Origin of the sequence: Bacillus sp. 16GRE42, assembly GCF_019837435.1 — a bacterium.
Classification (GTDB): Bacteria; Bacillota; Bacilli; order Bacillales; family Bacillaceae_G; genus Bacillus_A; species Bacillus_A wiedmannii.
In genome coordinates, this window is sequence record NZ_JADAXF010000002.1 from 199,472 (window position 1) to 217,915 (window position 18,444).

Consider the following 18,444-nt stretch of genomic DNA (forward strand, 5'->3'; position numbering starts at 1 on the left):
TCCCAACAATTGGCATGCAGTTTTTTCTGTTGCACGTTTCTTCTTTACATTATATAAACCCTTCTCTATATCTTACTTATTTTTGCTAGATGGGCCAATTACTTATTTTTTTAGAAATGGTAGTTTGTCCATCACGAATTTAGTATGAACTTCATTTTAATATATAGTAATGACTATTGATTCTATGAAAGAAAGGAATGAAAAGATGAACAATAAAAATAAAGGAAAAGTATTTTATGGGAATGATTGTTGCGAAGTCAGAGCTTGTAGTCATATTAACATTTCTAAGTCCGAACTTACAGAATTCGTTAGACTTCTTCAAGCTCTTGGCCAAGCTATTCAAGCTGTCTTTCAAAACCCTTCTCAAAATAATATCGATAACTTAATCGCTGCCCTAAATAACTTACAAAAATTCCTCAATTGCTTAGATTTATCTCCAGCACAAAAACAAATTGGAAATTCTATTATTGCTAATCTATTAACTATTTTAAGAACAACCCTTTCTCATGCGGAGCATTGTACGTTGAACTACAAAGCCTGCTTAATTATTTATTGTATATCGCTAAGTTATTCAAAGTAGATTGTTGTACGATCGACAAATTAGTTAAACTCATAACAGAGATTCAAACTATCCTAGTTCAATACGGATCAGGTTGCCTTGGAGGAGGAGCAACAGGAGCTACTGGACCTCAAGGTGCTACTGGTGCTCAAGGTCCAGCCGGCGCTCAAGGTGCTACTGGTGCTCAAGGCGCTACTGGTGCTCAAGGTCCAGCCGGTGCTCAAGGTGCTACTGGTGCTCAAGGCGCTACTGGCGCAACAGGACCAGCGGGTACTCCAATTCCTGTAACTATCGCTGCAATTGGAAACTCCAATGCTCAAACTATATCACCTGGAATGAATATCCAATTCAATCAAGTTTTTGAAATAAATAATATTAATTTTAATGACACTACAGATACTCTAACAGTTTTAGAAACAGGCGTATATGATATTAGTTTCTCAGCGTCTACAACTTTCCCAGGATCTTCACCATTTGGATTCGGTATTTCATTCAATGGTCAACCACCTACTCGTAATTTCTCAACTAACGTTATCGGTAGTGCTGTTTCTTTCTCTACAATCGTTACTTTACAAGCTGGTACAACGATTTCTATACAGCCTACAGCAAACACTATTTCTATTCCTAACACAGGTGATACAACTGCAACACTATCCGTATTCCGAATTTACTAATTTTCAATCAATAAATAGATTTATACTAATATGTATCGTTTAACCGTGCATTAAATCTCTCTTTATATAGAAAGGAGCACTTATTTGGGAGGATAAGTGCTCCTTCTTTACGTTTCTTTACCTCAAATTTACTCTGTCTTAATCCTCATTTTGTATGATAAATAGTGAAGTCAAAGATATGAAAGAGGGATGAAGATGAGAGTTATGTCACTAATACGCATTTGGTTTGCTCTTATGGTATGCATTATTTTATGTGTAGGATTTTTTTTAACTCTAAAATATTCCACTATATCAAAAGCAGAGAGAAAAACTGTTCCATACAAACTTTTGTATACAAAACAAAGCAACATCCCTTATTCCAATACCACAAAGAATGAAAAAAAGGTTATAAAAGGAATGCTTATTACGAAAGCTTCTAGTTCCGAAGCGTTACTTCAAATTGCTGAAACGATTAAAGATCAGTATACAAATAAAAAAATCGATGAAATCACACTTTCTATCCACAATGAAAATAATGGTAATTACGAAGAAGAATTACTTTACGAGCCTATTAGTAAAGGAAAAATAATCATCACATACGATTCTCAATCCTTTGGCAGTACAAATGTTACACTTAACGAGTAATACTATTTATCCCAATTGATATGGGCTAACAACTCGTAGAGATAGATACAGCTCCTCCCACCGATTAAAAGTTCACTTAATTTCTCATACGAAAAAGAGGCGAATTTCGTTATTCGCCTCTTTCTTTTACCAAAATGAAGGAATCCATTCTTTCACTTTATCAATCCACTCTTGTTGCTCTTTTTTTCTTTGTTGTTCCTCTTCTTTTCTTCTCTTCTCTTCTTCTTTTCTTCGTTTTTCCTCTTCTATTGTATTCAATTGTTTTTTATAATCAGCCTCAGATATGAGCGATAACTGGAATGCTTTTTGAGCTGGATTGGCATTCGCTTTTTTCATAATATCCCGGAACATTGTCGTCGTAATTTGACTTCCCCCCGGAACATAATGATCACTATCTGTTTTATCATATCCTACCCAAATCGCACCTACTAAATCTGGTGTGTATCCAACAAACCATGAATCCTTTGCACCGGTGCTTGGTCCATTTACAATTTGAGTCGTTCCTGTCTTACCAGCCGTATCAACATTATTAACTTTCGCCTTTTCGCCCGTTCCCTTTTCGACAACACCTTTTAATAAATATGTCATCTTTTGAGCAATTTTCTCGCTCGTCACTCGTGTCTCTTTCTTATACCACTTTCCAATTATTTCACCTTCAGCATTTTGTATCTCTCTAATCGCATGAGCTTCCACTTGGACACCGTCATTTGCAAATGCACTATACGCTTGAGCCATTACAAATGGAGATGTCCCCACATGCATACCGCCTAAAGCGATCGGATACGTACGATCTTCTGGCACTAATGGAATACCAAATCGCTCTAAAGATTTCAATCCCTTATCCAATCCAATTTGTTCTAATAGCCAAACAGCCGAAACATTGTACGACTTTGCCACAGCTTCATACATTGTCACATCACCGTGAAAAGTGTGATCGCTATTTTGTGGTTTATATTCTTTAATATTAAATGGTTCATCTTTCAATATATCGTATACTTCATACCCTTGCTCTAACGCTGGTACATATACAGCCAAGGGCTTTAAGGTTGAGCCAGGTTGTCTTTTTAATTGAGTTGCATGGTTAAACTGTAAAAACTGATACGGCCCTCTTCCTCCAAATAAAGCTGGTACGCCACCTGTTTTTGGATTCATAAGAACTACACCCGTTTGCATAAGCTGGTCTGAGCCATTATCTTTGAAATAACTCTCATTATTCACAACGTCTTCCACAGCCTGTTGTTTTTTCGGATCAAGCTCTGTATAAATACGATAACCACCCGCTAAAATTTCATTTTGTGTTAATTCGTACTTGTCCATTGCTTCTCTAACAATATAATCTACATATTGAGAGTATTTCCCCTTGTATTTATCATCCACACCACGTTTTAACACAAGACCGCTCTCTTTTTCTTTATTATACTGTTCGTCAGAGATATATCCTTGCTCTTTCATTAAACTTAATACAACATTACGTCGTTCGATTGATTTATTAAAGTTTTTATAAGGCGAATATGCAGACGGTGCTTTAATCAAGCCAGCAATCGTTGCAGCTTCTGAAACTGTTAAATCTTTTACATCTTTATCAAAATAAGATTTAGCTGCCCTTTTTATGCCCCAAGCACCTTCACCAAAATAAATTTGGTTCATATACATTTCAATAATTTCATCTTTCGTATACGTACGCTCTATTTTTTTTGTTAAAAAATATTCCTTTATTTTTCGAGAGTATGTGCGGTCTTGTGTCAGAAATACATTTTTCGCAAGTTGTTGTGTAATTGTACTTCCCCCCGCCACGACTTCTCCTGCTGTAATATTTTTAAAAACTGCACTTATAATTCCACTATAGTAAATACCGTGATGGTTAAAAAATTCCTTATCTTCTACTGCAACAATTGCCTGAACCATAATGTCAGGAATATCTTTCCTTTTAACACCTTCTGTTTTAGAAGAAGCTAATTTCGTCGCAACTTCATTATTTGCATCATAAATTAAGGTCGGTTGCGGAACAGCTTGTTTCAATTCAGATATGTCTTGAATAGAAATTATTATATTTATAGCAATAAATAGAGTAGCAAGTAAACTTCCTAATACAATTAATGAATTACGAAGTTTCTTCCTCTTGTTGAACCACTCCCGCATTTTTTTTAAGTGAGTGTTCTTCAATTTCATTCGTTCACTTCCTTCGTTTGTTTACACTCTTCTTTTCAAAAGGAAGAATATACCTCCTTTTAAATTTATTATAATAACGTAGTCTTTCCTGTAGTGTAAAGCTTTTCTTTCACATTCATACTTTTTGCAAGAAAAGGACATTCTACAAGTAAGATATTCACTATTGATTATTAATATTATTAATACAACAATGAGAGTTATGTTAAGTTTTTGTAAACTTTTCGATAAAATGTTTTAAAAAACGACAGTTTTTTGTTAGAATTGACTAGCCAATATATTTTACATATATTACTTTTGTGGGGGTAACTAATAATGGTATTTAAATCAAAAAAAGATAAATTTTCTGAAATGTTAATGAATGTTTCCGAAAATTTAAAAGAAGGCGCGCAGTTTTTCGTGGAGTATAAAATTAAAAATGCTAGCGATTTAAAAGAGTTTTCTATGCGCATGAAAGAGTATGAGTCAAAAGGTGACTCATTTATTCACGAAATCATTATGGAGCTAAACAAAGCGTTTATTACTCCAATTGAACGTGAGGACATCCTACAACTTGCAATGAGTATGGATGATGTATTAGACGGATTAGATCATAGTGCTGGTCTATTCGAAATGTATTCTATTACAGAAGCTGATGAATACATGATTAAATTCGTTGAAGCAATTAATCAATGTGCGATTGAGATTGCAAATTCTGTTGAACTACTGTCTAAAAAGAAGTTAGTCGACATTCGTACGAACGCGATTAAGATTAAGGATTACGAATCACAATGTGATGATATTCGCCGTCATGCGATTAAGCACTTATTCTCTCGTGAGAAAGATCCGATTAAGATTATTCAATACAAAGAGATTTACGAAGAGCTTGAAGAAGTAGCGGATAGCTGCCAAAGCGTTGCAAACGTATTAGAAACAATTATTATGAAGAACGCGTAAGGAGTTTGATCATGGATACACTCTTGATACTGACCGTTTTAGTAGTCATTTGCGCTTTAGCTTTTGACTTTATCAATGGATTTCACGATACAGCAAACGCTATTGCAACGGCTGTTTCAACGAAAGCTCTAAAGCCTAGACATGCAATTATTATGGCAGCTATTATGAACTTTTTAGGTGCGATGACATTTACAGGTGTAGCAAAAACGATTACAAAAGATATCGTTGATCCATTTGCCTTGCAAAATGGTTCTCTTGTAATTTTAGCTGCTTTACTTGCGGCAATAGCTTGGAATTTAATTACTTGGTACTACGGTATTCCAAGTAGTTCTTCGCATGCAATTATCGGCTCAATCGCAGGTGCAGCTATCGCTGCTGCCGGTATTAGCTCATTAAATCTTAAAGGGTTCATAAAAATTCTTGAAGCTTTAATCATTTCACCGATTATCGCTTTTGTTATTGGTTATATCGTATACAGTATTTTTAAAGTAGTCTTTAAAAACTTTAATTTAACGAAAACGAACAAAAACTTCCGTATATTCCAGATCTTCACTGCAGCATTACAAGCTTATACACATGGTACGAATGATGCACAAAAAGCAATGGGAATCATTACGATGGCTCTTATGGCCAATAACTATCATACTTCTGACGACATCCCGTTCTGGGTACAATTATGTTGTGCAATCGCAATGGGTCTTGGTACTTCTGTCGGCGGATGGAAAATTATTAAAACTGTCGGTGGACAAATTATGAAAATTCGTCCTGTAAATGGTGTAGCTGCTGATTTATCATCATCACTTGTTATTTTCGGCGCAACATTCATTCACTTACCAGTTAGTACAACGCACGTTATCTCTTCTTCTATTTTAGGGGTTGGTGCTTCACATCGTGTGAAAGGTGTAAAATGGGGAACTGCAAAACGTATGTTAATTACATGGGTTATTACACTTCCTATTTCAGCTTCGTTAGCTGCATTATTTTACGCTTTATTACACTTAATCTTTTAATTAAAAGTCGTCTTCCTTATTTTTCTAGGAAGACGACTTTTTTGTGAACAAACCTTTTTCTTATTAAAAAGCGTGTATAATAATTGGTGGATAAGTTATATAGAGGAGTTGGAAATTTTGGAATACATCATGTTACTTTTCATCGGGTTAATCGCCGGGACAGTCGGGAGTCTAGTCGGGCTTGGTGGCGGAATTATTATTGTTCCGTTATTAATTGGATTACACAGTCTATCACCACAACTTGCAGTAGGAACTTCAATGGTAACAGTCGTTTTTACAGGACTATCTTCCACCCTTACTTATATGAAGCATAAACGAGTAGATTACAAAAGTGGACTTATTTTATTTATCGGGAGTGGCCCTGGTGGTATCATCGGCTCGTGGGCAAACAAATTTTTAAACCAAGATACATTTTCTTTATATTTTGGGATTTTCCTTATTTTTGTCTCCATTCTTCTTATGTTACGAGACAAATTAAACCCCCTTTCTTTATCCAATATGACGGTAATTAAGCGTTCTTTTACAGATAACGAAGGAAACACTGTACACTATCAATTCCCACCGCTTCTCGCTATCTTTATCGCCTTTATAGTTGGTTTTATATCTGGATTATTTGGAATTGGCGGCGGTGCCTTACTTGTTCCAGCAATGATGCTACTTTTTGCATTCCCAGCACATATTGCTGTAGCAACTTCGATGTTTATCGTATTTTTATCAGCAATTGTAAGTTCTGCAACTCACATCTCCCTTGGAAATGTCAGCTGGGTTTACGCATTAATTCTTATTCCTGGTGCATGGATTGGCGGAAAAATCGGGGCTTATATTAATACAAAATTAAGTGGTAATGCCGTAATTAATTTATTACGTATCACATTAATTATTCTCGGAACTAGATTAATCATCACTTCTTTTTTATAACGCGTTCTTTTTAGGATGCGTTTTTCTTATACACATGAATATAAAAATCCTCCTAAGAGAACAAATAAAATTAAACAAACACATAATAACATATAATTGGAAATATGTACTTTCTTCAAGTTGACCACTCCTATAACTGCGACTGTTATCTTTATGATAGCGAAAAAATAATTCACTTGCAGTTACAAAGTGCTAACAATGCAAAATCATTTATTACAAATTTTATCCTTATATTTCATTTCTTTGTATATTCTATCGTTTTAATAAAAAAAGATGTCATATTGACATCTTTTTTAGTGAAGAAGTGACCATCCCATAAAATCCTCATGTACTTGGCACGCCCTCTTATCGTTTCGATCATATAATTCAGCATAACTATCTGTTTCTTCATCATAAGCCATCGTATAAATAATTTGGCCGTCTACTTCAACGGATAACACGACTCCACCTTTCATCTCTTCTACATGAATGATAGCATTCGCCGGAATTCTCATATCCGTCATTTTTATCGCATCTAACAATATACTAAACCCCCTACAGCGTATTCATTGCTAGTACTATTACACACTAAATAGTATACTACTGTAATAGCATATATTTCGTCAATGAAATTGCTATTTAAAAGCATATTGTCTTTATACATATACGCTAAAATAGAAGAAATAGAAATGTTTAAATGGGGGGCTAACATTGATTCTACACAAAGGAGATGTACTATTCCGTCAAGGCGAGGACGGTCCTTTATATTTTATAAAAACAGGTTTATTAAAAGTAGTACGGATAGAAGAAGATGGAACACCATTTCTATTCAACATTATCGTTCCAGGTGAAACGATACCTCACCATTCTTTAATTTCACCGAAGGAATATCACGGTACAGCAATCGCTTTAATGAAAACAGAAGTTGAACCTATAATTAGTAATGAATGGTACGATCAGCTTCAGGCAAATCCTGCATCATATGCAAATATTGCTATGCAACTACAATCAAAATTAAGAATGATGCAACAGCGTATCGATCAATTGACAACCGTCTCTCCGAAAGAACGTCTACATCGTTTACAAGAATGGTTCACACTATATTTAGGTGACATTCCTATATATGAAATATTAACACAAACTGAAATCGGTCAACTCATAGGTATACGCCGTGAAACGGTAAATCGGCTGTTACGAGAACAAATAAAAAACGAGGTAAAATAATACCTCGTTTTTTTACTTATTTCAAACTTCATCTATTGTAAGCTTGCTGCTGGACCGAAAAATTCATAATGAATATGCTCTTGTTCCACACCTAAATTAGTTAGTGCAGCATTTATATGCTTCATAAATGGTACGGGACCACAAAAATAAAATTCTGCTTCAGTTGTCGGAATAATAGTTTGTAACCATTCAGCTTCAATGAAACCTTCTTTATCAAAGTTCTTCATTTCCAAATCTTTTTCAGTTGGTGCAGAATAGCAAGTGTATGCTTTAACTTGTTCGTATTCATTATCTACTGCCTCAACGTGTTCTTTCATTGCATGTGTATTACTATTTATCGCTGCTTGAACAAAACATACATTACGTTTTGAGTTTTGTTCAATTAACGTATTTAGCATACTCATCATTGGTGTAATACCTACTCCACCACTAATTAGCACAACTGGTAATGTTGAATCCATATTTAATACGAAATCTCCTGCTGGTGCACTTACTGGTAACATATCCCCTTCTTCTACATGATCGTGTAAGTAGTTAGATACTTTACCGTCCGGTGTATCTACACCTTTTTCTTTCTTTACACTAATACGATAATATTCTTTTCCAGGAGCATCTGATAAACTATATTGACGATTATGTGTATACGTTTCACCTTCTATGTTTATTTGAATCGTTACATATTGTCCTGGGATGAATGAAGAAACTTGCCCTCCATCTTCAGGTTTTAAATAAAATGATGTAATAACGTCGCTTTCCTTCACTTTTTTAACAACCACAAAGTTACGGAAATCTTTCCATCCACCTTCTTTATGTGCCGCTTCTTCATACATCTCTGCTTCAATGCTAATGAATGCATCAGCAATGACACCATAAGCTTCTCCCCATGCATTTAAAACTTCATCAGGTGCACCTGCGACCTCTTTAATTGCACGTAGTAAACATGTACCTACAATCGGGTAATGCTCTGCTTTAATACCTAAACTTCTATGCTTATGACCAATTTGTTTTACAACTGGAATAATAGCTTCTAAATTATCAATATACGTTGCAGCTGCATAAACAGCATTCGCTAGCGCTTGTTGTTGTCTTCCCTTTTTCTGATTTGTATGGTTGAAAATATTCAATAACTCCGGATGTTCCGAAAATAAAATTTGATAAAATCTCGTTGTAATTTCAACGCCTTTTTCTTGTAATAATGGTACTGTTGACTTTACGATTTCAATTGTTTTTGCACTTAACATTGTATCCCACTCCTCTATTTCCTTAACTGTTTTTAGTTTAACTGAATTGTATAGTACATATTGTGATTTTAATCACTATTAACACGGTGTTTTTGTGAATAATATATGAACATTGCACTTACAAAAGAAAATAAGCCAACTAGAATTCTAGCTAGCTTATTATTTGGACTGTATAGCTTGTTCAATTACCCTTATATCTTTCCCCTCTCCAAACTCTGTATACCCCCAGATGTTCGTTTCACCTCTATATTTATTTACAATAATATCTAAGTCATGGTATACACGATGTGCATAAACTACATACTCAATATTTTGAAGTTCCACACCTTTTTTTACAATTTCATAGCTTCTATTTACATCACGTTTTATTTTTTCATTCTTTATTTCTGTATGTATATTTTTTAAAGACGATTCTTGTTGTTGAAACCATTGTTTAAATTGGCTCCAGTCCCCTTCTGTATAATTCTCTGCTTTACCGTAATTTAAGAAATTATTATAACTTTCATGCGTCATACGAATAAAATCTAGCACTTTTGTCTCTTCTTGCACATCTTCTATTTGAGCTATTGTACTTACCTCAGCAGGCTTATTCGCATAATGTAATAGCAATTTCATAAGACTATAGCTCGCAATGATCATTACGATAATACTCCCGAATACAATTAACAATTTCTTCATATACAGAACTCCTTCTCTACTAAAGATATTACAATGTATAACTATACTTGTAACATTCTCTCGTAGAAATATAATTCCTGTATAAATTCTTCCTATCATTTCGACAATATTTTTCTATACATTTCTCGTTGGTAAATGTTCTTGTAAAACAATGTACCCTTCATAAGCTGTGTAACCGAGTATAGCCATTAATCCGATATAACAAGCAAAGACTGTCCATTTTGTTTTCATATCAACTTTATAATAGTTTTCCTGTTGTCTCTTTTCTGTCTCCCATTCCTGTAATTTTCTTTCTGACATTTCAAATGCTTCTCTTATATGAATTGTATGCGTTTCTTTTTCATCTTCATATGGAACGTAATCAAGCGGCTCAAACTTTGGTAAAAGATGCTCTAACACTTCAATCTTTTGAAGTTCTCCTACTTTTAATTCTTTCTCTCTTTCTTTTTGCCTTAATATATTTATTTCATGTTGCATCATATATATATTTCGATGCACCGCACCTGTTTCTTTTAACTCTTCTTCAAGCCTTGCAACATATTCTTTCATTCCATCAATTCTATATCCTAATTCCTTAATTGGCTCATCTCTCTTTATTACTCTATATAATTCCATACAGCCGATAATAAAAATAAATCCTCCCAAAATACTTTTAAAGTAAATGGAATAACCGAGCAATACAATAAGACCCGCTCCCCAAATCTTTGTACTTACAACTGAGATAATTCGTCCACCATCTAATGGAGAAACCGGAATCAAGTTAAAGAAGTTAATCATACTTCCAAGTAAAATAATTAATGCCCAAAATGGCTCTTTCGTTATTATATAAAGTGGAATCGCAGGTAAAAATGACAACAATCCGAAAAGAGGTCCCATATAGGCGATATAAGCTTCATCTTTTGCATTTTTTGGCATCTCTTTCATCCCAATAAGAGCACCCATAAACGGAATAAATATTGCTGGCGATGTTGGTATCCCCTTTCTTTTCGCAGCCCATAAATGGCCCATTTCATGAATAAACAATAAATAAATGAGCGCTACCCCAAATTTCCAACCATATATAACTGCGTATGCACCAAGTGATATAAACATACTAAATACCGTTGAAAACTTTGCTAATTTAAAAATTGCAAATACCCACTTTAACTTAGAGAGTAAAAATAGCCCTATTGCAACTATAATTCCCCATAATCCTTTTTTATTATTTTTCATATTTCTCTCCTTTATCTCTCATTAATGAATCATATTCATTCATCAAAACTATTCTTTTCTCTATTATGACATATTTTTTTCTATCGTTAGAAATAATGTTTATTTAATCCATTTTTAGCCAAAAATATAAATATAAGGAGGTGTTTGCAAATGAATTTACAATCTCTCATAATAGGCGCTCTATCGTTTTTAGCTTCAACTCTTATTTTTTATACTGTTAGTTACGTATTATTATTAGATTTGTTGCCCAATCACGTATTTATTGCCCTTGTCATCCTTTCCGCTCTTATGATTTCTTTTCTTATTACACGAAAATCAATGAATGAGCCATCTGCAAAAGCAAAATAATAGAGAGGGGTGTTTTCCCCTCTCTATTATCATTTCCTAGGAAAGGTCATATAGACTTTACATTCATCCCGATCCGTAAGGGCTAATTAAAGTTTCATTTTATCTTTGTAAATCCATTTTTTCACCATACTCTTTAACAATTTGAATGATATTTTGAAAAACACCTATTTTTTCTTTTTTACTATTTAATATTATCAAATCATAATTTTCATAATATGTTTCTAATGACTTTAATTGTGATTCTGAAGCATCTTTTACCTGCACAGTAGCATGCAATTCATATTGTTTATACCCTTCCTTTACCTTTTCACCTGAAATTTTTTCACTCTCTTTTGCTCCAATTAATTTTTGAACTTTTTCTGGGAAAACGACTTGTAAATAATATTCTTGTTCCTTCTCTAACTTGTTGTATAGTGATTGTGAAATCGTATAACGCACCGTATAATTCACTTTTTGATCGCCTGCTTTAATATGAAACGCAGTAATCTGCAAATCTTTTTTTGTTACTTCCGTTAAAGGACCTACCTGCATCTCATCTTCTTTTTGTTCTGAAACATTTGGAAATATAGCCAAAAGCTTTTCCGTATCTTTTTTATTCAGCATATACATAGCTTTCTTATATTGTACCCATCCTCGTCTGTCTTCTCCTCTTAGCCATGCATAATATGTTTCTTTTTTTCCATCCCTATTAATTTGTATTTCATATTCCGGTTCACCAAAACTACCTGTTACTTCTTGTTTTTCCGCTTTATCTATAATGTCTATTACTAACTTAGCTTCTGATTCCTGTAACTTTTTCTCTTTATGTTTTTTTTGTATAACGGTTGCCCCTATTGTTTCTTTCACTTCATTCACCGTCTCTTCCACTTTTTTTGTTTCTTTTTTTTGCTCTACTTGACCACAAGATGCTAGTAACATAGCAAATAACAACAATACATATTTCCTTTTCAACTTAATCCTCCTCTTACAATAAGAAATTCTTATACTCTTCATATAAAAAACAAAAACGTGACACACTATAAAATACGCTATACTAAGTATTGAAAGGAGGTCTTTTTCATGTCCATTAATTTTCACGATGCAAATAATAAATACACATACGCACAGCGAAACGCCCATATTTCTTGGGGAGAAATGATAAAAAGTATTACAAATATACAAAACAAACAAATAATTGATATTGGCTGTGGTGGCGGGATTTATACGAAAGAACTTGCTCTTATGGGGGCAAAAAATGTCATTGGACTTGATTTTTCAAAAGAAATATTACAAGCTGCAAAAGAAAATTGTAGCGGCTTTCCAAATATTTCATTCATTCACGGTGATGCACATAGCGTCCCATATTCTAATGATACATTCGACATTGTTATTTCGCGCGCAGTGATTCATCATTTACAAGACATTCCTACATTTCTACGTGAAGCTTCTCGTATATTAAAGAAAAACGGTGTACTTATTGTACAAGACCGAACCATTGAAGATTGTACAATTCCTGGAAGCCCCGAACACATTCGTGGATATTTTTTCTCTATCTTTCCAAAACTCATTGAAATAGAATCAAAAAGGCGGCCAAAAACCACCACGATACAGCAAGAATTACAAAAACATTTTCTTCACGTGTTCCCCTCTCAAACACAATGGGAAGTACGAAAAATACATGATTCTGTAGAAGCATTGCTACAAGATTTATCACCTCGAACAGGTCGATCCATTCTATATGAATTAACAGATCATGAACTTTCTCAACTTCTACAACAAGTCCAGACCGCACTACAAAGCATCTCTCCTATTATCGAAAGAGATCGGTGGACAATTTGGAGCGCCATGAAATTGTAAGGAAGGAAGCCTCACAACATAATGTGAGGCTTCCTTCTTTCATAATCTAATTTTGCAACACTCTTGATAGCCTCCACTTCTGGCCTGTGCACTTCCACACTTCGGACATACTAAATATCTAGACTGATTTGTCAACAAACTACCTTTTTGAAAGAGTAAAACTTCTGCTTGTTTAAACGAACGCGAATAATATAACCACATAAAACCAATTATAGCAATAATGCCAAATAATACTCCCATCGCAAGCATTTCAGTCACCTCTTTTGGTTTGTTCTTTCCAGCAAGTGGATTGTTGTATTATTCTCTGTAAATTCAAACAATACCTTCTTTACTCCTATAAATATCAACTTTCTCTACAAATTTTACAATTCTCTACAAATTTTCACTCCCGTTTTACAATCCACCATTCCCTTTACATCAACGAATATCACATTCAATATTTCCGTATATACATATATCTTTCAAAAAAATATTGACTTTCAAAAAAAAACATGTGACAATACTTTCAGAATACTTGAATAAAAATTCATTGACGAGAACGAGTACGTTATAGGACTGTCCCCCAGAGAGTTGGCGATTTGCTGAAAGCCAACGTTCAGTGCGTAGCCGAAAATCATCTCCGAGAAGTAGAACCGAATGTCACAGTAAGTTCTTACCGGCTGTCCCCCGTTACAAGGAACACGTATCATGTTGTACGTTGTAAAGCCGTATACATATAGACTAATTTCTACATGTATAAATTAGGGTGGTATCGCGGGTAAATATAACTCGTCCCTTTCTTTAGGGACGAGTTTTTTGTGTTCTTACAAATGAATTTAAAAAAGGAGGAAAAACAATGAACACTGTATCAAAAAAACATATTTTTTTCACGGGTCTTATGCTATTTTCTTTATTTTTTGGGGCAGGTAATTTAATTTTCCCTCCCATGCTTGGACAAAATGCAGGTGAAAACTTTTGGCCGGCAATGATTGGATTTTTACTAACAGGAGTCGGTTTACCATTATTAACTGTTATTGCAATTTCTTTATCAGGAAACGGTATGCAACAACTTGCAAGTCATGTTCACCCATTATTCGGAATTTTCTTTACTGTAGTTGTATACATCGCAATCGGTCCTTCTATGGGAATTCCACGCGTTGCAAATGTCGCTTATGAAATGGGTGTTAGTTCTTTCTTACCGGAAACAATTCGCTCTAGTAACCTAGCTCTATTTTTATACACGGTCATCTTCTTCGCTATCGTATTTTGGCTTAGTTTAAATCCATCTAAACTTGTCGATCGCATCGGAAATATTTTAACACCTATTTTATTACTCTCTATTTTCTTACTATTTGTTAAAAGTGTATTTACACCACTCGGGCAATCAGGACCAGCAATGCAAGAGTATCAAACTTCTCCAATCTTCAAAGGCTTTATGGAAGGATACTTAACGATGGATACCATTTCTGCGCTTGCATTTGGAATTATCGTTGTAAATGCCATTCGCTCTAAAGGTGTGAAAGATCGTAAATCCATTGCTATCGCAACAGCGAAAGCAGGACTTATTGCCGCTACTGGTCTCGTACTTGTATATGGTGCACTTGGCTGGCTCGGTGCAACTAGCGTCTCGCTCGGATATGCACAAAATGGCGGACAATTACTTACTGTTATCGTACAGCAATTATTCGGTCCATACGGTTTACTTCTATTATCTCTAATCGTTACACTCGCTTGTCTAACGACTTGTGTTGGACTTGTATCTGCGTGTAGTCAATATTTCTCAACATTATTGACTACATTTTCATACAAAATGTTCGCGATTATCATTTGTGCGTTAGGATTATTAGTTGCCAACTTAGGTTTAACGAAAATTATTGCCATCTCTGTTCCAATTCTACTTGTTGTATATCCAATTGCAATTGTACTCGTTCTCCTATCATTACTTCATAAATATTTCGGTGGATATCGCTCTGTTTATGTAGGTGCTTTAATTGGAGCAGCAATCGTAAGCGTATTTGATGGATTAAAGCAAGGTGGTATTTCAGTTTCATTTATCACACCATACTTTGAATTTATCCCTTTATATAAGGAAGGAATAGGCTGGTTAATACCAGCATTAGCCGGGGCTATTATCGGCCTTACAATCGCTAAGTTAAGCGGTGCGAAAAAAGTTCCCTTAATAACCGATTCCCGCGAAGTAAAAGCATCCTAAAAAACTCCCGAAAGGGAGTTTTTTTACTTTTGATAAGCAGTATGATTAAAACTGCTTATTTTATACGCTTTCGTATAATATTCGATATTTGTATCCACTGTTTCTACTTTGACAACATCGTAGCAATCTTCTTGCTTTACTAAAAATAAATAGTACTCTTCTGTCGCCTCAACAATTGCAATTTTATCTGTTTCAACATTATATTGTGCACAAAGCGCTTGTAATGCGTTCACATAATCCCCTAATTTTTTAGACTTATCCATGCCAAATATCGTTTGAACTAACATACACTCTCTCCCCTTTGTATGTACTGTTAACAAATCAATGATAACGCTCACATTTATTAACGTCAATAAAAAGATTTGGCGTTAACTAATAATCAGTGGGATAGCCCCCACTGATTAAAGTTTCACTTTATCATTTCGTCAATTGATGTCTAAACGCATAAATAACCGCCTGTGTCCGGTCACTTACATTTAGCTTATTTAAAATATTACTCACATGTGTCTTTACTGTTTTGAGGGCAATAAACAATTCATCTGCAATCTCTTGATTACTTTTCCCCTCTGCAATTAATAACAAAATTTCAGACTCTCTTTCTGTTAACTCCTCATGCAAAGGCTGTTCTTTCTTCTGACGCATACGAGACATCATTTTACCAGTAACTTTTGGCTCTAATACCGTTTCTCCATCATAAGTAGCTCGTACAGCGTCTGCTATATCACTTGCTCTTGATGTTTTTAATAAATAACTTGTCGCTCCAGCCTCAATAACAGGGTACAATTTCTCATCATCTAAAAAGCTCGTTACAACTACAATTTTCGCTTCTGGCCATTCCTGAATAATAGCACGTGTTGCTTCAACCCCATCCATCTCGTCCATGACAAGATCCATCAAAATAATATCTGGTCTTAATTGCAGTGCTAACTCTGAACCTTTTCTTCCATTTTCAGCTTCTCCAACTACTTCTATATCTGGCTGCGTTGATAAATATGCTGATACACCCATTCGAACCATTTCATGATCATCGACAAGTAACACTTTTATCATGATTCTCCCCCTCTCTCAATCATAATCGGTACTTTTACTTCTATTTGCGTCCCTTTAGCCGGGAAACTAAGTACTTTTAATGTCCCACCAATCTCATGAACACGCTCTTGCATTGATCTTAAACCATATGAACCAGCCTTATTCACTCCGACTTCAAATCCAACGCCATCATCAATAATTTTTAGAATTGCATATTGATCAATTTTCCGAAGACGTACTTCCGTTTTCTTCGCTTTCGCATGTCGTAAAGTATTGGATAAAGCTTCTTGCACAATACGAAATAAATGATCTTCTACACCTTTTTTCAATTCTATTGGCTCGATTAGCCATTCAATTTTCATATGTTGCTTTCGCGATAATTCCGTTAATAATTCCTCTATACCTTGTGTCAGTTTCTTACCTTCTAATTGTACAGGCCGTAAATGAAGAAGCAATGCTCTCATTTCTGATTGTGCATTTACAACCATATTTTCAACGAGCTGCAACTGCTTTTTTGTCGTTTCTGGAATTTCAGCTACTTGTTCATTAATAGCCGACATCATCATCGACATTGCAAAAAGCTGCTGACTTACAGAATCATGCAGCTCCCTCGCCAATCGATGCCTTTCTTGGGATATCGCTTCTTGTCTCATCTCTTCATTCCAATGAGCTCGTTCATTCGTTACTTTTTGAAAGAGTCCAGCTTGCTCCTCTAATCGACGAGCAAGACCGATTACTTTTCGTTCTACTTCATGAAATTCATCATCTGCAGTAAACGAAACATCGCTCGGAAAATTCCCTCGCTCCACTTCAAATAGAAAAGTATTTAACCCTTGTATACGCTGCTCTATATAGTAACCGATTGCATATCCTACAATTCCCCCGATAAGTAAACTTGTAGTCATAATAAACAAGCCAATTGGAACAGAAGCAATGGATTCCTTCCATAATAAATCATACACTTGTTGCTCGCTTTTCCATACGTATACAATTGTACAAATGAGTGCGATACTAACAGAAGACAACATAGAATAACGAATATACATCCACGAAATATTTTTTTGTTTCTTCATTATACTTTCCTCACTTCCGTATCGCCTACGACAAGCGAAGAAATAATTTTAATACGACGAGGAGCTTCTTTATACTGCTCTGTTCTAAATGTAACATTGCGGTTAAACCCTGTCTCTTCATGACCTGGCAGGATCACACGTCCAACAATAACAGAATGATTTAAAGACAGTTCAATATCATATGGCACATATAAACGAATATTACCAACGACACCTCGAATAACAATTACCGTCTCCCCTTCTGGGATCATAGCAGTTGTTAAATCTATTTCCACATCACAAGCACCATATTGAACATTAATATCCTCAAGTTCATAAATATGATCCATCATTCGTATATTCCCTACAAACATATTTTTTAAATATGGTTCTGTGCGATATATTTGCTTCTCTTCATCTATAATCCCTTTTTCTTTAATTTCAACCTTCATTGCTTTTTGCTGATGTCCTTGTTGAATCAGTTGATAACCAATTAAAGCTAAACAAGCAAATACGACAAGAACAAATGCTGCTGATGAAAATAAGAAGAATAGAAATACGATACCACCAACAAATAAAAATACATTTCCCCGTACGTAACGATTCTTCTTACGATAATGCCTTCCAAACATAAGCATAATAAATGCAAAAATGAGACCACCTGGTTCAAAATGTCCAAGTATCATATCAAGAAAAAGACCGAATCCAAATATGATGAGGAGCATCCCCATTAATTGTGTTTTTGAAAAATGCTTCTTCATTTCAGC

Annotated in this window: 20 protein-coding genes, 1 pseudogene and 1 other annotated feature; of the genes and pseudogenes, 10 read left to right on the plus strand and 11 right to left on the minus strand. The window is 34.8% G+C overall.

Annotated elements, in window-relative coordinates; genetic code table 11:
* Positions 1–205: 205 nt before the first annotated feature.
* The 3 genes and pseudogenes from ILS93_RS28700 to ILS93_RS13280 form a co-directional block, all read left to right on the plus strand.
* A pseudogene (locus tag ILS93_RS28700) lies at positions 206–585 on the plus strand (collagen-like repeat preface domain-containing protein); the annotation flags it as partial.
* 309 nt (positions 586–894) lie between these two features.
* Positions 895–1,233, plus strand: coding sequence for a Gly-Xaa-Xaa repeat protein (locus ILS93_RS28705; protein WP_240383353.1), 339 nt, complete (start codon positions 895–897; stop codon positions 1,231–1,233).
* Between the two features lie 195 nt (positions 1,234–1,428).
* Positions 1,429–1,857, plus strand: coding sequence for a hypothetical protein (locus tag ILS93_RS13280; protein WP_088048392.1), 429 nt, complete (start codon positions 1,429–1,431; stop codon positions 1,855–1,857).
* Between the two features lie 126 nt (positions 1,858–1,983).
* Here the strand turns inward: ILS93_RS13280 and ILS93_RS13285 are convergent, their stop codons facing one another.
* Entirely contained in the window at positions 1,984–4,026 is a 2,043-nt protein-coding gene (locus ILS93_RS13285) for a transglycosylase domain-containing protein (protein WP_222660670.1), read from the minus strand.
* 312 nt (positions 4,027–4,338) lie between these two features.
* On the opposite strand from ILS93_RS13285, the gene ILS93_RS13290 reads away from it, so the two are divergent.
* From ILS93_RS13290 to ILS93_RS13300, 3 genes are all read left to right on the plus strand, one after another.
* Entirely contained in the window at positions 4,339–4,959 is a 621-nt protein-coding gene (locus tag ILS93_RS13290; protein ID WP_000231446.1) for a DUF47 domain-containing protein, read from the plus strand.
* An 11-nt stretch (positions 4,960–4,970) separates the two neighbouring features.
* Entirely contained in the window at positions 4,971–5,969 is a 999-nt protein-coding gene (locus ILS93_RS13295; RefSeq protein ID WP_000380274.1) for an inorganic phosphate transporter, read from the plus strand.
* Between the two features lie 117 nt (positions 5,970–6,086).
* Positions 6,087–6,887 carry a sulfite exporter TauE/SafE family protein gene (locus tag ILS93_RS13300; RefSeq protein ID WP_000455764.1) on the plus strand — a complete coding sequence of 267 codons (801 nt, stop codon included), beginning with the start codon at positions 6,087–6,089 and terminating at the stop codon, positions 6,885–6,887.
* A 293-nt stretch (positions 6,888–7,180) separates the two neighbouring features.
* Here the strand turns inward: ILS93_RS13300 and ILS93_RS13305 are convergent, their stop codons facing one another.
* Complete coding sequence (locus ILS93_RS13305) at positions 7,181–7,408, minus strand: hypothetical protein (protein ID WP_000882907.1); 228 nt, start codon at positions 7,406–7,408, stop codon at positions 7,181–7,183.
* Between the two features lie 169 nt (positions 7,409–7,577).
* Between ILS93_RS13305 and ILS93_RS13310 the strand changes: the two genes are divergently transcribed.
* Positions 7,578–8,090 carry a Crp/Fnr family transcriptional regulator gene (locus ILS93_RS13310; RefSeq protein WP_000600574.1) on the plus strand — a complete coding sequence of 171 codons (513 nt, stop codon included), beginning with the start codon at positions 7,578–7,580 and terminating at the stop codon, positions 8,088–8,090.
* A 32-nt stretch (positions 8,091–8,122) separates the two neighbouring features.
* Here ILS93_RS13310 and hmpA read toward each other — a convergent pair whose 3' ends face one another.
* The 3 genes from hmpA to ILS93_RS13325 all read right to left on the minus strand — a co-directional run bounded on the left by hmpA (position 8,123) and on the right by ILS93_RS13325 (position 11,221).
* Entirely contained in the window at positions 8,123–9,331 is a 1,209-nt protein-coding gene (gene hmpA, locus ILS93_RS13315) for an NO-inducible flavohemoprotein (protein WP_088048390.1), read from the minus strand.
* Between the two features lie 159 nt (positions 9,332–9,490).
* Positions 9,491–10,009 (minus strand): hypothetical protein, encoded by a 519-nt coding sequence (locus ILS93_RS13320; protein WP_222660672.1) that lies wholly within the window; start codon positions 10,007–10,009, stop codon positions 9,491–9,493.
* A 114-nt stretch (positions 10,010–10,123) separates the two neighbouring features.
* Entirely contained in the window at positions 10,124–11,221 is a 1,098-nt protein-coding gene (locus tag ILS93_RS13325) for a site-2 protease family protein (protein WP_088048389.1), read from the minus strand.
* 150 nt (positions 11,222–11,371) lie between these two features.
* Here ILS93_RS13325 and ILS93_RS13330 point away from each other — a divergent pair, with 150 nt between their 5' ends.
* Positions 11,372–11,569 carry a hypothetical protein gene (locus ILS93_RS13330; protein WP_001053356.1) on the plus strand — a complete coding sequence of 66 codons (198 nt, stop codon included), beginning with the start codon at positions 11,372–11,374 and terminating at the stop codon, positions 11,567–11,569.
* 99 nt (positions 11,570–11,668) lie between these two features.
* Here ILS93_RS13330 and ILS93_RS13335 read toward each other — a convergent pair whose 3' ends face one another.
* Positions 11,669–12,520 carry a YhfM domain-containing protein gene (locus tag ILS93_RS13335; protein WP_142289430.1) on the minus strand — a complete coding sequence of 284 codons (852 nt, stop codon included), beginning with the start codon at positions 12,518–12,520 and terminating at the stop codon, positions 11,669–11,671.
* 108 nt (positions 12,521–12,628) lie between these two features.
* Between ILS93_RS13335 and ILS93_RS13340 the strand changes: the two genes are divergently transcribed.
* Entirely contained in the window at positions 12,629–13,405 is a 777-nt protein-coding gene (locus tag ILS93_RS13340; RefSeq protein WP_064476647.1) for a class I SAM-dependent methyltransferase, read from the plus strand.
* Positions 13,406–13,444: 39 nt separating this feature from the next.
* Here ILS93_RS13340 and ILS93_RS13345 read toward each other — a convergent pair whose 3' ends face one another.
* Positions 13,445–13,654, minus strand: a complete 210-nt coding sequence (locus ILS93_RS13345) for a hypothetical protein (protein WP_000880630.1) — start codon at positions 13,652–13,654, stop codon at positions 13,445–13,447.
* A 271-nt stretch (positions 13,655–13,925) separates the two neighbouring features.
* Positions 13,926–14,184, plus strand: a binding site (T-box leader).
* Positions 14,185–14,240: 56 nt separating this feature from the next.
* On the opposite strand from ILS93_RS13345, the gene brnQ3 reads away from it, so the two are divergent.
* The gene (gene brnQ3 / locus ILS93_RS13350) at positions 14,241–15,596 is read left to right on the plus strand and encodes a branched-chain amino acid transport system II carrier protein BrnQ3 (RefSeq protein ID WP_064476648.1); all 1,356 of its coding nucleotides are present in this window, start codon (positions 14,241–14,243) and stop codon (positions 15,594–15,596) included.
* Positions 15,597–15,619: 23 nt separating this feature from the next.
* Here the strand turns inward: brnQ3 and ILS93_RS13355 are convergent, their stop codons facing one another.
* The 4 genes from ILS93_RS13355 to liaF form a co-directional block, all read right to left on the minus strand.
* Positions 15,620–15,916: a DUF3992 domain-containing protein gene (locus tag ILS93_RS13355; protein WP_142289442.1), complete on the minus strand. Its 297-nt coding sequence runs from the start codon at positions 15,914–15,916 to the stop codon at positions 15,620–15,622.
* A gap of 97 nt (positions 15,917–16,013) precedes the next feature.
* Positions 16,014–16,646 (minus strand): response regulator, encoded by a 633-nt coding sequence (locus ILS93_RS13360; RefSeq protein ID WP_000598709.1) that lies wholly within the window; start codon positions 16,644–16,646, stop codon positions 16,014–16,016.
* On the minus strand, positions 16,643–17,698 hold the full coding sequence (locus ILS93_RS13365) for a sensor histidine kinase (RefSeq protein WP_064476649.1): 1,056 nt from the start codon (positions 17,696–17,698) through the stop codon (positions 16,643–16,645). Before ILS93_RS13365 ends, ILS93_RS13360 begins: the two co-directional genes overlap by 4 nt.
* Complete coding sequence (gene liaF, locus ILS93_RS13370) at positions 17,698–18,438, minus strand: cell wall-active antibiotics response protein LiaF (protein ID WP_098111206.1); 741 nt, start codon at positions 18,436–18,438, stop codon at positions 17,698–17,700. Before liaF ends, ILS93_RS13365 begins: the two co-directional genes overlap by 1 nt.
* Positions 18,439–18,444 lie beyond the last annotated feature (6 nt).